This window comes from Novosphingobium arvoryzae (genome assembly GCF_014652615.1).
Taxonomy (GTDB): Bacteria; Pseudomonadota; Alphaproteobacteria; order Sphingomonadales; family Sphingomonadaceae; genus Novosphingobium; species Novosphingobium arvoryzae.
The window spans coordinates 80,675-93,486 of sequence record NZ_BMZD01000006.1 but is presented as its reverse complement, the minus strand read 5'-3'; the positions used below and the strand labels follow the sequence as shown (position 1 = coordinate 93,486).

The window sequence follows — 12,812 nt, the reverse complement described above, 5'->3', positions numbered from 1 at the left end:
GTCCGTTTCACTGCCAGATTCACTGATTGTCGAGCCAGGTCGCCACGCGCCGCGCGATCGCGGCAAAGGCTTCGGCCTGCGGACCATTCCCGGCGGCGGGGGGCGTGCCGGCATCGCTTTGCTGGCGGATCGACAGGTCCAGCGGGATCCGGCCCAGGAACGGGTGGTTCAGCGCCTTGGCGGTCGCCTCCGTCCCGCCCTTGCCGAACGGGTCGCTGATCTCGCCGCAGTGCGGGCAGGCATATCCGGCCATGTTTTCCACCAGGCCGATCACGGGGACATGGCCGACCTCGAACAGCTGCATCGCGCGGGTCGCGTCGATCAGCGCCAGATCCTGCGGGGTGGAAACGATCACCGCGCCCAGCGGCTTGTGACGCTGCAGCATGGTCAGCTGGACGTCGCCAGTGCCGGGGGGCAGGTCGACGATCAGGGTATCGATATCGCCCCAGTCGGCATCGACCAGCTGGCCCAGCGCGTTGCCCGCCATCGGCCCGCGCCAGGCAATCGCCTTGCCTGCCTCGATCAGGTGGCCCATCGACAACACCGGCACGCCCCACTGGCTGGGGACGGGGATCAGCTTCTTCTCGGTCGCGCGGGGTTTTACACCCTCGTTGCCCAGCAGGCGGGGCTGGCTGGGGCCATAAATGTCGGCATCGACCAGCCCGACCTTGCGGCCCATCCGCGCCAGCGCGACTGCCAGATTGGCCGAGACGGTGGACTTGCCCACGCCGCCCTTGCCCGATCCGACCGCGATGATCCGGATCTTCGGCTTGTCGGCCATCATCGCCACGCGCGTTTCGGCCACGTGGTCGCGCAGCGCGTCCTTGATCGCCACTTCCAGCCGGTCGCGCTCGATCCCGTCCAGCCCGGATGCGTCGAGCACCAGCACCGCGACCCCTGCGTCGGTTACTTTCAGCGATTGCAGTCGCGCCTGCGCCAGCGGCGGCAACAGCGGCTTCAGGGTGTCGGGATCACCGGCGTTCACGCTCACACTCTACTCCTGATTTGCATTTGCGCCCCCCTAGCAAGGAAAAAGCGGGGGGAGGCACTGTTTTTGTGCACAACCCGTACCTATAAGAACCCTCATGAGAGGTATTCGCAGTTCTGCACAGCAGATCGTGCTGGCAATGGCCGGCCGCAAGAGCCCCTGGGGCAACGATTCCGGCAACTCTGACGGCGGCGATCCCGCGCCGCAGCAGCCGCCTGAACAGCCCGCGGACCCGGCCCCCGGCAATGGTCCCCGCAACCCCTGGCAACCTGCCGGCAGCGCCGAGGAGCCGCGCCGGTCTGCCTCGATCGAGGACATCTTCAAGGCCCGTGGCGGCAAGGTTGGCGGCAGGGGCGGCGGCTCTGGCGGTGGCGGCGGACGGGGCGGCTTTCCCGGCCTGCCCCCGCGCGCCGACGGCAAGAGCTGGGCGCCGCTGATCGTTGGCGGCCTGGCAGTGGTCTGGCTGCTCAGCAGCGCGTTCCACCAGCTAAGCCCGAAAGAGCAGGGCATTGTCACCACCTTCGGCAAATATAGCCACACGATCGAATCCGGGGTGTCGGTCACCGCGCCCTGGCCGATCCAGCAGGTCGAGACGCGCGACGTGACGTCGGTGGTCAATGACCTGATCCCGGAAAACGAAGGCAGCGAGAACCTGGTGCTGACCAGCGATCAGAACCTGATCGACCTGTCGTATCAGGTGCGCTGGCGGATCAAGGACCTGAAGCTGTTCACGTTCGCCACGGTCGACCCGCAGCGCACGGTCAAGGAAGTGGCGGAAGCCGCGATGCGCGCGTCGGTGGCAGAAGTGTCGCTCGACGCGATCTGGGACGGCACCGGTCGCGGCCCGCTGGAACTGAACACGCGCGAACGGATGCAGGGCATTCTCGATGCCTATCGCACCGGGGTGCAGGTCGTCGGCGTGGACATCAAGAAGGCCGACCCGCCTGAAAAGGTCGCGGATGCCTTCCAGAAGGTCAACGTCGCGCAGCAGAACGCCCAGCGCGACAAGAACGTCGCCCAGGCCTGGGCGCAGCAGACGCTGGCCCGCGCCGAGGGTGAAGCCGCCGCCTTCGACAAGGTGTACCAGCAGTACAAGCTGGCCCCGGAAGTAACCCGGCGGCGCATGTATTACGATACGATGGAGCGCGTGTTGTCCAACAACGAGAAGGTGGTGGTCGAAGCCAATGGCGTGACTTCCTACCTCCCGCTGCCCGAAGTGAAGCGCCGCGCACCCGATGCGCCTGCCGCCGCGCAGGGAGGGCAGTAGGATGCTGAACGTGCTTCGTCAGAGCAAGATGGCCCTGGGTGGCCTGATCGCAGCCGCGCTGGTGCTGGTATCCAGCGTGGTGATCGTCCCCGAAACGCAGCAGGTCGTCGTCGTCCGGCTGGGTGAGCCGGTGCGCAAGATCAACGCATTCCGCCCGAACGTCGATTTCGGACAGACGGGCGCCGGGATCAGCTGGCGCCTGCCGTTCATCGAACAGCTGGTCTGGGTGGACAAGCAGCTGCTGTCGTTCCCGATGGAGCGCCAGTTGGTGCTGTCCAGTGACCAGCTGCGGTTGCAGGTCGATGCCTATGCCCGCTTCCGCATCATCGATCCGGTCAAGATGGTGAAGACCGCCGGTTCGGTGGAGCGCGTCATCAGCCAGCTGCAACCGATCATGACCTCGGTCCTGCGGCAGGAACTGGGCAAGCGCACGTTCCAGTCGCTGCTGACCGCCGAACGCGGGGTGGCGATGACCCAGATCCGCAAGAACCTGGACCAGCAGGCCCGCGCTTATGGCGCGCAGGTGATCGACGTGCGGATCAAGCGTGCCGATCTACCCGAAGGGGCGCTGGAAAGCGCCTTCGCCCGGATGCAGGCCGCGCGCGAGCAGGAAGCGACCACGATCCAGGCGCGCGGGCAGATGCAGGCGCAGCTGATCACGTCCGATGCCGAAGCCAAGGCCGCGGAAATCTATGCCAAGTCCTATGGCCAGGATCCCGCGTTCTATGACTTCTACCGGGCGATGCGCAGCTATGAGGCGACGTTTGCCAATCCCGGCAACAAGGGTGGCAGCACGATCATCCTCTCGCCAGAGAACGATTACCTGCGCCAGTTCAAGGGCCGGTAGCCCATTCAATCCCCGTTCAGGCGGTTCAGGCTGAATCGGGGCGGGAACATGACTTTCGCAGCAATGCGACCAGACAAGAGGATCGAGGACACGTGCGATACGCCTATGGAGTGACTACCGCGCTGCTGCTGGGCGGCGCCGCCCTGTCGCTGGCGACCGGCCTTCCGGCGGTGGGACAGGTGGCCCAGAACGACGCGCAGCACATGGCCAACGTGGTGCCCCGCAGTGGCGCGCCGGCCAGCTTTGCCGACCTGACCCAGCAGTTGCAGCCCGCCGTGGTCAACATTTCGACCCGCCAGAAAGTGCAGGTCCGCAATGCCAACCCGTTCGCGGGCACGCCCTTTGCCGATCTGTTCGGCGGGCAGGGCAGCGGCCCGCAAACGCGTGAGGCGCAGTCGCTGGGTTCGGGCTTCGTCATTTCGGCGGACGGCTATGTCGTCACCAACAACCACGTGATCGTGGCGGACGGGCAGGGCCAGGTCGAATCGATCACGGTGACGATGCCCGATGGCACCGAATATCCCGCCAAGCTGGTTGGCCGCGATGCGCCGTCGGACCTGGCGGTGCTGAAGATCGACGCGGGCAAGCCGCTGCCGTTCGTGAAGTTCGGTGATAGCCGCACGGCGCGCGTGGGCGACTGGGTGATTGCCATTGGCAACCCGTTCGGCCTGGGCGGCACGGTAACTTCCGGGATCATTTCCGCCGTCTATCGCAATACCGGCGCGGGCGGGGCCTATGACCGCTATCTGCAAACCGACGCATCGATCAACCGGGGCAATTCCGGCGGGCCGATGTTCGACATGAACGGCGCGGTGATCGGGATCAACAACGCGATCTTCTCGCCCACCGGCGGCAGCGTTGGCATCGGCTTTGCCATTCCGGCGGAAATCGCCGCGCCGATTGTCGACAAGCTGATCAAGGGCCAGTCGATCGACCGCGGCTATCTGGGCGTGCAGATCGCCCCGGTGACCGAGGATGTCGCGGATTCGCTGGGCCTGCCCAACAAGCGCGGCGAACTGGTGCAGACCGTGCAGCCGGGCCAGCCCGCCGCCGCCGCCGGCATTCAGCCGGGCGACGTGGTGCTGAAGATCGATGGCAAGGACGTGACGCCGGAGCAGACGCTCAGCTTCATCGTCGCCAACACCGCGCCGGGCAAGCGTATCCCGGTGGAAGTGGTGCGTGGCGGCAAGCGGATGACGCTGAACGCCGTGGTCGGCAAGCGCCCGAGCGACGAGGAACTGGCCCAGAGCACGTTCAACCCCAACACCCCGCAGGAAGAAGACGCCTATAACCGCAGCCCGCAAAAGCAGGGCGAAGGGCTGGTCGAAAAGTCGATGGGCCTGTCGGTCCTCGCGCTCAACCCGCAGATCGCCCGCCAGATCGGGATGCCCGATGGCACCAAGGGGCTGGTGATCGCGATGGTCGATGGTTCGTCCGACGCGGGCACCAAGGGCCTCCAGCGCGGCGATGTGATCCTGTCGGCCAATGGCAACGACGTGACCAGCGTGGCCGAACTGGAAAGTGCGGTCCGCGCGGCCAAGGCTGCGGGGCGTCAGGCGATCATGCTGCGCGTCCAGCGGCGCGGCCAGCCCGCCACGTTCCTGCCGGTGCGCCTGCGCTAGAGCACTCTCAGACCAATCACGGTGATCCGGATTGGTTGGAAAGTGCTCTGAACCGGCAAGCAACATCGGGCACAAGCAAAGGCCCCCTTCCTGTCGTGGGAAGGGGGCCTTTCTGTTCTGTTCCTGCCGGATCAGCTCAGCGTGGGCCGCGCCCGGTGGCCTGATCGAGGAAGTCGGCGTTGGCGGCGGGGGGCGGGTTGTTGACTTCCTCCAGCCCTCCATCCGGGGCTGCCGGTGCCCGGTCGGCCGGGGCGGGATTGCCATTGGGGTCAACCAGATTGCCCCTTTCATCGACGTAGTAATAATCGTCCGGGTTGCCGGTCAGCATCGCTTCGTCATCGGGTTCCAGCTGCCAGGCCGGGGCGACGGCTTCGGTGTCGAACTTCTCGACCGGGCGGCCAGCCACCGCCACGCGCATATAGGCGGCAAAGGCGCGCGCCGGGGCGGTGCCGCCCTGCAGCCCGGGAACGGGCTTGTCATCGTCGCGGCCCATCCAGATGCCGGTGGTGATCCCGCTGGAAAAGCCCAGGAACCAGCCGTCCTTGTTGGACGTGGTCGTGCCGGTCTTGCCCGCCACCGGGCGGCCGATCTGCGCGGCGCGGCCCGTGCCGATGCTGACCGCGCTTTGCAGCATGTCGGTGATCCCGGCGGCGACATAGGCGGGAACCAGCATCTGCCCGCTCTTGCGGTCGCGTTCATAGAGCACGCGGCCGTCGACCGTGGCGATCTTGGTGATGCCATAGGGTTCGATCGCCTGGCCCTTGGCCGAAACGGAGGCAAAGGCGCGGGTCATGTCGATCACGCGCACCACGTTGCTGCCCAGCACCATCGACGGGACGGTGGAAATCGGCGTGGTGATCCCGAACCGCTTGGCCATACCAGCGACCGAGCTGAAGCCCACTTCGTTGCCCAGCTGCGCCGCGACGGTGTTCTTGGAATAGGCAAAGGCGCTGCGCACGTCGATTTCACCCGCGAAGGTGCCGTTGGCGTTGCGCGGGCTCCACCCGTCAATCGTGACCGGTTCGTCCACGACCTTGTCGTTGGGGGTATAGCCGGCTTCCAGCGCGGCGAGATAGACGAACAGCTTCCACGCCGAGCCCGGCTGGCGCACGGCGTTGACCGCGCGGTTGTAGTTGGAGGTGACGTAATCCGTCCCGCCGACCATCGCCAGCACCGCGCCATCGCGGTCGAGGCTGACCAGCGCGCCTTGCGCGCCCTTGGGCACCTGCGTCTGGATCGCCTCGGTCGCGGCGCGCTGCATGGCGATGTCCAGCGTGGTCCAGACCTCGATCGGTTCGGAGTTTTCCGGCAGCAGCAGGTCGAGCTGGGGCAGCGCCCAGTCCGTGAAGTAGCGTACGGAGTTCTGGCCCTTTTCGGCAGCGAACTTGATCTTTTTCAAGTCGGTCGCGGCGAATTCGGCGGCGCTGATGACCTCGTTATCGCGCATCAGGCCCAGCACGACCTGCCCGCGCCCGACGGCGGCATCGGCATCGGCGGTGGGTGAATAGTGCGAGGGCGCCTTGACCAGCCCGGCGATGATCGCGGCTTCGGGCAGGCTGAGTTCGGTGCCGGGGTGGCCGAAGAACTTGCGGCTGGCGGAATCGATGCCATAGGCGCCGCCGCCGAAATAGACCTTGTTCAGGTAGAGCTCGAGGATCTGGTCCTTCGAGAACTTCCATTCCAGCGCCATCGCCAGAATGATCTCGCGCAGCTTGCGGCCCCAGGTGCGGCTGTTGTTCAGGAACACCGTGCGCGCCAGCTGCTGGGTAATGGTCGACCCGCCCTGCTTGAAGCGGCCTTCCTGCACGCGGACATAGAACGAGCGGGCGATGCCGATGGGATCGACGCCGATGTGGCTGCGATAGCGGCGATCCTCGGTGGAGAGGATCGCGTCCTTCATCACCTGCGGGATCTGGTCATAGGGCAGCCATTTGCCATAGCTTGGCCCGAGGGAGACGATTTCCGTTCCGTCGCGTGCGCGCACAACGATCATCTGCCCGGCCTGGCTGCTTTTCAGCTCGCTGTAGGTGGGCAGCGATTGCGCGGCGAGGCCCACGGCCACGCCCACGATCAGCACCCCCAGCAGGGCCAGACCCAGCCCCCACACGAACAGGCGGCGCACGAACCGGCGCAGGCCGGATGGCTGCGGCGGTTCAGGCTGGCGGCTGCCACTGGCGGAGCGCCGGATATCTTTACGTGCCATGTGGCTCGATCAACCCTCTCGCGGGCGGGGTGTCCGGAACTGGCACCCCCGCGCTCGCGCGCCATGCATAGGAGATTTGTAACGCAGGGTTAATGGCAATTTGTGCTGCTCTGGATTCTGGCCTGAATTCTGGCGCGCTCAATCTTCCGGTTCAAAGCCCAACGCGGCGCTGTTGATGCAATAGCGCAGGCCCGTGGGGGCAGGGCCATCCGGGAAGACATGGCCCAGATGCCCTTCGCACGTCGCGCAGCGCACTTCGGTGCGGATCATCCCGTGCGAGGTATCGACCAGTTCCTCCACCCCGTCTTCATGCAGCGGCGCGGTATAGCTGGGCCAGCCGCAGCCGGAATCGAACTTGGCGTCGGAAGCAAACAGCGCCGTGCCGCAACCCGCGCAGTAGTACGTGCCGGGGGCGGTGTTGTATTCATACTTGCCGGTAAAGGCCCGCTCCGTCCCCGCCTGACGCAGGATAGCGTATTGCTCGGGGGTCAGGCGTTCGCGCCATTCGGCATCGGTAAGGTGCAGTTTTTCAGGCATGACCATATCCTTTTGCCCGATATGATGCGGCTGACGTCTTTGCACAAGACGGATGTATGGTCGCGCGGGCATTGTCTGCCCTGCGGCCGGAGCGGGAGGTAGGGATGCGCGGTCTGATTGCGATGGGCGGGCTGTTGGCGAGCGCTCCGGCGCTGGCCCAGGGAGGCGCCAATTCGAGCGTGGATATCCTGCCCCAGCGACCGCCCAACCAGCGTCCGGCCGACGCGGCAAATACCGACGGGCGGGCGAGGGCGAGCGCCGAGGTCATCGCCGTCATCGTCGCCGCGCAGCGCCAGCCCGCGCGGGTCATGCAGGCTGCGGATGCAGCCAGGGTCCGCGACCTGATGCTGCTCGACGGCCGGCTGGACGAGGCGGAAATCGACCTGCTCGACGAACTGACCGTCAGCGCCATCCGCGCGATCACGATCACTCCTGCCAAGGGCGGAGAGCCGATCGTCACCGGCACGGTCAGTGGCGATACCCTGCGCGTGCTCGAAGCGCCGCTGGAGCAGCGCTATCGCGCGATGTGGGACGCGGCGGACCCGGTCAGCGGCTGGGCCGCCCTGCTGCGCGAGGCCCGGCGGTCCGACCCGTCGCATGGCCGGGTGCGCAAGTTCCTGGTCACCATGACCCATCCGGCCGCGCGCGACAGCACGGCCGCCCACACCTACGAGCCTGCCCGCACGCTGCTGTCGGCCTTTTCCCGCCGCAACGAGCAGCAACCCCCGGCAGACCGCACCCTGGGGCGCCGCCTGCAGTATGAGGCGTTCGTGGATGGCGACTATCTGGTTGGCGGGCGCCTGCCCGACTTTCTCTATGCCTGGCTAAAGTAGCCGCCTAGGGCGGGCGCACCGCCCCGATACATTCGGCCAGCCGGGTTTACCCGAAAGTAAGCATGCCGGGGCTATCCACCTGCATTCGAAGCATATTGCATCGGGTTTGCAAGGGTAGCGCATGATTCAGGAAAATCCCGTCAGCTGGGGTCAAGGCTTTGCCGGTTCGGAACACCCCGAAACCGCGGCGATCCGCGTGCAGAAGGAATACGTGGACAAGATGGTCGCGCTGAAGCGCGAGAACATGGACCGCGTCTATGCCTATCTTTCCGCCCTGATCGAGCGTGGACGCGAGGAGCTGCAGCATGCGCGCGGGGCGAACAACGAACATCGCCGTGCCGCGCTGAAGCAGCAGATCGATGAAATCGTGGCCTATCTCAAAGGGCAGGCGATCGATATCTCCGCACCGCCGGTCTATGGCGAAGAAGGCGGCGCGCAGTTTCGCGGATCCTATGTGCTGGACGAGATTCCCGGCTTCTTCGGTCAGGTCAAATGCGTGCTGGACCAGTGGTACGACAGCCATCTGATCGCGGTCTATGACGAGATGGTGATCCTGGTGAACCCCAAGAAGTCCGTCACCTGATCGGGGTTTCGCCCTAGGGCAGACTTAGCCTGATCCTTACTGCGCCCGGTGCAGGATCGACCCGATGGTCAATCCTGGCGAGGCAGCATGACAAACCCGGTAGGACGGCGCCGCGATTCAAGGCTGCGCCTGCGTCTGGCGGCGCGAGTGATCACCCGGGCGGGCGTGCATAGTGTCATCCTGTGCGATCTGTCCCGCCAGGGGGCCAGCGTGCTGGCCAGGCAGGCCTTTGGCTGCAGCGGGCCGGCGGTGCTGCAATGGGATCGTCACGAATTTTTTGGCGACATCCAGTGGGGCAACGGCGGACGGATCGGCATCCTGTTCGACGAGCCGCTGCCTGCCAGCGTCCTGCTGGAGGCGCGCCGACAGAACGAGGTCGCGGCCCTGCCGGATGACCGTGAAATCGTGCGTCAGCAGGCCAGGGGCTGGGTACAGGGCGTGCACCGCTTGTAGCGCACAGGATCCATTGTCAGGCTGGCCAAGCGGGATGCCTTGCGACAGACTGCTGCAAACAGCAGCAAGAGGACTGGCGGGCATGGCATTCAATCCCTTTGATCTGACCGGCAAGGTCGCGCTGGTGACCGGCGGGAACGGCGGAATTGGCCTGGGCATGGCCGAAGGGCTGGCAGCTGCCGGGGCAAGCGTGGCGATCTGGGGGCAGAACCCGGACAAGAACGCCGCCGCCGGGGAAACCCTGCGCGCGACTGGCGCCGAGGTGCTGGTCAGCCAAGTCGATGTGACCAGCGAGGACGCGATCATCGCCGGCATCGCGGGCGTGCTGGAACGGTTCGGACGGATCGACTTCTGCGCGGCCAATGCCGGGATTGGCGGGGGCGGGCCGTTCCACGAACAGACGACCGAGGCGTGGCGGCGGGTGATGACCGTGAACCTCGACGCGGTGTTCTGGACCTTCCGCGAAGTGGCCCGGCATATGCTGGCACGGGCCGAGGCCGGGGACGCGGGCGGTTCGCTGCTGGTCACATCGTCCACTTCCGCCATCGACGGCGCCCCGGCGAACGAAGCCTATTCCAGCAGCAAGACCGCCGTGCTGGGCCTGATCCGCGGGCTGGCGGTGGAATATGCCCGCTATGGCATTCGCGCCAACGCCGTGCTGCCGGGCTGGATCCGGTCCGACATGACCGCCAGGTTGCAGGCGTGGGACAAGTTCAACGACAGGGTGATCGGCCGCGTGCCGCTGCGCCGTTGGGGCGAGCGTGAGGACTTCGCGGGCATCGCGGTCTATCTCGCCTCCGATGCCTCGCGGTTCCACACCGGAGACAGCATCGTGATCGATGGCGGCTACACGATCTACTGAGGCTGTCAGTCAGCCCAGTAGAGCGCTTCCGGATTGTCGATCAGCAGCAGGCGCTGCAATTCCTCGGTCGGGGCGATGCGGGGGATCATGTCGACCAGGTGGCCGTCATCGGGGATCGCGTCCTGCATGTTGGGATGCGGCCAATCCGTGCCCCACAGGCAGCGGGTGGGGTAATCGGCCACCAGCGGCGCGACGCTCTCCGCGAACATGTCCCACGGATCGCCGTTCCCGTCGAGCCGGTCGGGGCAAGTGGCCTTGAACCAGATATCGTCGCGGCTGTTCAGGAAATTGCGGAAGGCCTTCATGTCCGGTCCGTCCGGGCCCTGGGTCACGTCCGGGCGGCCCATGTGGTCGATCACCAGCGGCACGGGGATCGCGTCCATGAACGGGCGCAGTTCCTCCAGAATGTCGGCCTCGAAATAGATCACCACGTGCCAGCCCTGCGGCAGGCGCTGGGCCACTTCCAGGAACTTGTCCTTGGGCGCGTCATCGACCAGCCGCTTCAGGAAGTTGAAGCGGATGCCGCGAATGCCGCCGTCGTGCAGGGCCTGCAATTCGGCATCATGGATTGCCGGATCGACCACGGCGACGCCGCGCGCCTTGCCGTTGGACCTGGCAATGGCGTCCAGCGTCGCGGCGTTGTCAGTGCCGTGGCAGCTGGCCTGCACGATCACGTTGCGATCGAACCCCAGATGGTCGCGCAATGCGAACAGCATGTCCGGCCCGGCGTCTTCGGGCAGGTACTTGGCCTTGGCGCTGAACGGGAACTGCGCCATCGGCCCGAAAACGTGACAATGCGCGTCAATCGCGCCCGCCGGGGGCACATAGAGCGGCTTCGACGGATTGCCGTGCCAGCTGACGATGCGTTCGTTGCTCATCCGAATACCACTCCATCCATCAACTTGCGGGCCGTGCGCAGCAGCGCGGCGCTGGCCACGTTACCTGCATCGTCCACTTCCAGCACACAGCTCATTTCGCCGGTCGGGTGCTCGACCGACAGGGTCTTGCGGTTGCCGGCCGGGATATCTGCCACTTCGGCGGCGGGCGATCCGGGGATCAGGCAGGCGGTCGCCACGCTGACTGCGCCAAGCACGCCGATGGTGGCATGGGCGCGGTGCGGAATGAAACTGCGCACGCAGACCGCGCCGCCAGCGCGGGGCGGGGCGACGAGCATCATCTTGGGGACGCTCTTTTCCGTCACGTCGCCCAGGTTCATCCGTTCGCCCACGGCCAGCCGGATCGCCTCGATCCGGGCCTTGAGCTGCGTGTTGGCGTCCAGCCAGTCACGGTCCTCGTATCCGGTGATGCCGACATCGGCGGCTTTCATCACCACGCAGGGCATGCCGTTGTCGATCAGGGTCACGGGCACGCCATTCACCACATCGACCGCGTTGCCGCTGGGCAGCAGCGCGCCGCAGGACGAACCGGCCGTGTCGCGAAACTCGGTCGGAATCGGGGCGTGAGTGCCGGGTACGCCGTCAATCGCGGCATCGCCCTTGTAGGTCACCACGCCGCCCGGCGTCTGGACGGTGGCGACGGCGACCTGCCCGGTGTTTTCCATGAAGATCGCAACGCGGGTTTCGTCGCCGGTGGCCGCCACCAGCCCGCGTTCGATCGCAAACGGGCCAACCCCGGCCAGGATATTGCCGCAGTTCTGGGCATCGGTGACGATCGCCTGATCGACGAAGACCTGCAGGAACAGGTAATCGACGTCGATCCCTTCGCGCGCCGATTTGCTGACCACCGCGACCTTGCTGGTCAGCGGATCGGCGCCGCCCATCCCGTCGATCTGGACCGGATCGGGGCTACCCATCATCGCCAGCAGGAACGCATCGCGCGCCGCGGTGTCGGCAGGCAGGTCGTCCTTCAGAAAATAACCGCCCTTGGACGTGCCGCCGCGCATCCACATGCAGCGGATGGCGGCATCAGACATACTTGAGGCCCATTTCGGCCAGCTTCTCGCGCATCTTGTACATGTCGAGGCCGAGTTCACCGGCGGCGAGGCGCGCGCGCTTTTCGCCTTCGTTGGCTTCGCGGGCCTGCGCGGCGGCCAGCACTTCGGCGGCCTTCTCGCGCTTGACCACGCAGACGCCGTCATCATCGGCCACGATCACGTCGCCCGCCTCGATCGGCGCGCCCGCGCAGACCACCGGCACGTTGACGCTGCCGAGCGAGGCCTTGATCGTGCCCTGCGCGAACACCGCCTTGGACCAGACGGGGAACTGCATTTCGGTCAGGTCGCGCACATCGCGGATCCCTGCGTTGATGATCAGCCCCCGGCACCCCCGCGCCTGCGCACTGGTCGCCAGCAGGTCGCCGAAATAGCCGTCTTCGCACGGGCTGGTAGGCGCGATCACCAGGATGTCGCCTTCCTTCAGCTGTTCGATGGCCACGTGGACCATCCAGTTGTCGCCCGGAGGTGCGCTGATCGTTACCGCGCTGCCCGCGATCCGCGCGCCGGAATAGATCGGGCGCATATAGCTGGCGAGCAGGCCGGTGCGGCCCTGCGCCTCGTGCACGGTGGCAACGCCGCACTTGGCCAGTCCGTCGATCACGTCGATGGGGGCGCGCTGGATGTTTTGGACGACGATACCGGTCATGGCCTGCTCCTGGATTT

General features: G+C 66.2%; 13 protein-coding genes. 7 read left to right on the top strand and 6 right to left on the bottom strand.

All coding sequences use genetic code 11. The annotated features are described in order from the left end of the window. Positions 1-19 precede the first annotated feature (19 nt). Positions 20-991 carry an Mrp/NBP35 family ATP-binding protein gene (locus IE113_RS12600; RefSeq protein ID WP_189542039.1) on the bottom strand — a complete coding sequence of 324 codons (972 nt, stop codon included), beginning with the start codon at positions 989-991 and terminating at the stop codon, positions 20-22. Positions 992-1,085: 94 nt separating this feature from the next. On the opposite strand from IE113_RS12600, the gene hflK reads away from it, so the two are divergent. From hflK to IE113_RS12585, 3 genes are all read left to right on the top strand, one after another. Beyond that, a complete protein-coding gene (gene hflK, locus IE113_RS12595) occupies positions 1,086-2,255 on the top strand; it encodes a protease modulator HflK (RefSeq protein ID WP_229822375.1) in 1,170 nt (389 codons plus the stop codon). Position 2,256: 1 nt separating this feature from the next. After that, on the top strand, positions 2,257-3,102 hold the full coding sequence (gene hflC, locus IE113_RS12590) for a protease modulator HflC (protein WP_189542037.1): 846 nt from the start codon (positions 2,257-2,259) through the stop codon (positions 3,100-3,102). Positions 3,103-3,194: 92 nt separating this feature from the next. Continuing rightward, positions 3,195-4,724: a Do family serine endopeptidase gene (locus IE113_RS12585; protein WP_189542035.1), complete on the top strand. Its 1,530-nt coding sequence runs from the start codon at positions 3,195-3,197 to the stop codon at positions 4,722-4,724. Positions 4,725-4,860: 136 nt separating this feature from the next. On the opposite strand, the gene IE113_RS12580 is transcribed toward IE113_RS12585, so the two are convergent. After that, positions 4,861-6,927, bottom strand: a complete 2,067-nt coding sequence (locus IE113_RS12580; protein WP_189542033.1) for a transglycosylase domain-containing protein — start codon at positions 6,925-6,927, stop codon at positions 4,861-4,863. A gap of 138 nt (positions 6,928-7,065) precedes the next feature. Then, positions 7,066-7,464: a peptide-methionine (R)-S-oxide reductase MsrB gene (gene msrB, locus IE113_RS12575; RefSeq protein ID WP_189542031.1), complete on the bottom strand. Its 399-nt coding sequence runs from the start codon at positions 7,462-7,464 to the stop codon at positions 7,066-7,068. 104 nt (positions 7,465-7,568) lie between these two features. Between msrB and IE113_RS12570 the strand changes: the two genes are divergently transcribed. The 4 genes from IE113_RS12570 (at position 7,569) to IE113_RS12555 (ending at position 10,195) form a co-directional block, all read left to right on the top strand. Further along, positions 7,569-8,297 carry a hypothetical protein gene (locus IE113_RS12570; RefSeq protein ID WP_189542029.1) on the top strand — a complete coding sequence of 243 codons (729 nt, stop codon included), beginning with the start codon at positions 7,569-7,571 and terminating at the stop codon, positions 8,295-8,297. A gap of 121 nt (positions 8,298-8,418) precedes the next feature. Next, positions 8,419-8,880: a hypothetical protein gene (locus tag IE113_RS12565; protein ID WP_189542027.1), complete on the top strand. Its 462-nt coding sequence runs from the start codon at positions 8,419-8,421 to the stop codon at positions 8,878-8,880. A gap of 165 nt (positions 8,881-9,045) precedes the next feature. Beyond that, complete coding sequence (locus IE113_RS12560) at positions 9,046-9,333, top strand: PilZ domain-containing protein (protein WP_189542025.1); 288 nt, start codon at positions 9,046-9,048, stop codon at positions 9,331-9,333. Between the two features lie 82 nt (positions 9,334-9,415). After that, positions 9,416-10,195, top strand: a complete 780-nt coding sequence (locus IE113_RS12555; RefSeq protein ID WP_189542023.1) for an SDR family NAD(P)-dependent oxidoreductase — start codon at positions 9,416-9,418, stop codon at positions 10,193-10,195. Positions 10,196-10,200: 5 nt separating this feature from the next. On the opposite strand, the gene IE113_RS12550 is transcribed toward IE113_RS12555, so the two are convergent. Genes IE113_RS12550 through ligK form a run of 3 tightly spaced genes read right to left on the bottom strand, consistent with a single transcriptional unit; the run spans position 10,201 to position 12,795 of the window. Further along, entirely contained in the window at positions 10,201-11,073 is an 873-nt protein-coding gene (locus IE113_RS12550; protein ID WP_189542021.1) for an amidohydrolase family protein, read from the bottom strand. Next, positions 11,070-12,128, bottom strand: a complete 1,059-nt coding sequence (locus IE113_RS12545) for a 4-oxalomesaconate tautomerase (RefSeq protein WP_189542020.1) — start codon at positions 12,126-12,128, stop codon at positions 11,070-11,072. Before IE113_RS12545 ends, IE113_RS12550 begins: the two co-directional genes overlap by 4 nt. Then, positions 12,121-12,795, bottom strand: a complete 675-nt coding sequence (gene ligK / locus IE113_RS12540; RefSeq protein ID WP_189542018.1) for a 4-carboxy-4-hydroxy-2-oxoadipate aldolase/oxaloacetate decarboxylase — start codon at positions 12,793-12,795, stop codon at positions 12,121-12,123. The genes IE113_RS12545 and ligK overlap by 8 nt, the downstream gene beginning before the upstream one ends. Between the last annotated feature and the right edge of the window lie 17 nt (positions 12,796-12,812).

Excerpts from the sequence above, each read along its gene's own strand:
- IE113_RS12545 (WP_189542020.1), bottom strand. The coding sequence starts at position 12,128 with ATGTCTGATGCCGCCATCCGCTGCATGTGGATGCGCGGCGGCACGTCC.
- msrB (WP_189542031.1), bottom strand. The coding sequence starts at position 7,464 with ATGCCTGAAAAACTGCACCTTACCGATGCCGAATGGCGCGAACGCCTG.
- IE113_RS12565 (WP_189542027.1), top strand. The coding sequence starts at position 8,419 with ATGATTCAGGAAAATCCCGTCAGCTGGGGTCAAGGCTTTGCCGGTTCG.
- IE113_RS12580 (WP_189542033.1), bottom strand. The coding sequence starts at position 6,927 with ATGGCACGTAAAGATATCCGGCGCTCCGCCAGTGGCAGCCGCCAGCCT.
- hflC (WP_189542037.1), top strand. The coding sequence starts at position 2,257 with ATGCTGAACGTGCTTCGTCAGAGCAAGATGGCCCTGGGTGGCCTGATC.
- IE113_RS12570 (WP_189542029.1), top strand. The coding sequence starts at position 7,569 with ATGCGCGGTCTGATTGCGATGGGCGGGCTGTTGGCGAGCGCTCCGGCG.
- IE113_RS12550 (WP_189542021.1), bottom strand. The coding sequence starts at position 11,073 with ATGAGCAACGAACGCATCGTCAGCTGGCACGGCAATCCGTCGAAGCCG.
- hflK (WP_229822375.1), top strand. The coding sequence starts at position 1,086 with ATGAGAGGTATTCGCAGTTCTGCACAGCAGATCGTGCTGGCAATGGCC.
- IE113_RS12555 (WP_189542023.1), top strand. The coding sequence starts at position 9,416 with ATGGCATTCAATCCCTTTGATCTGACCGGCAAGGTCGCGCTGGTGACC.
- ligK (WP_189542018.1), bottom strand. The coding sequence starts at position 12,795 with ATGACCGGTATCGTCGTCCAAAACATCCAGCGCGCCCCCATCGACGTG.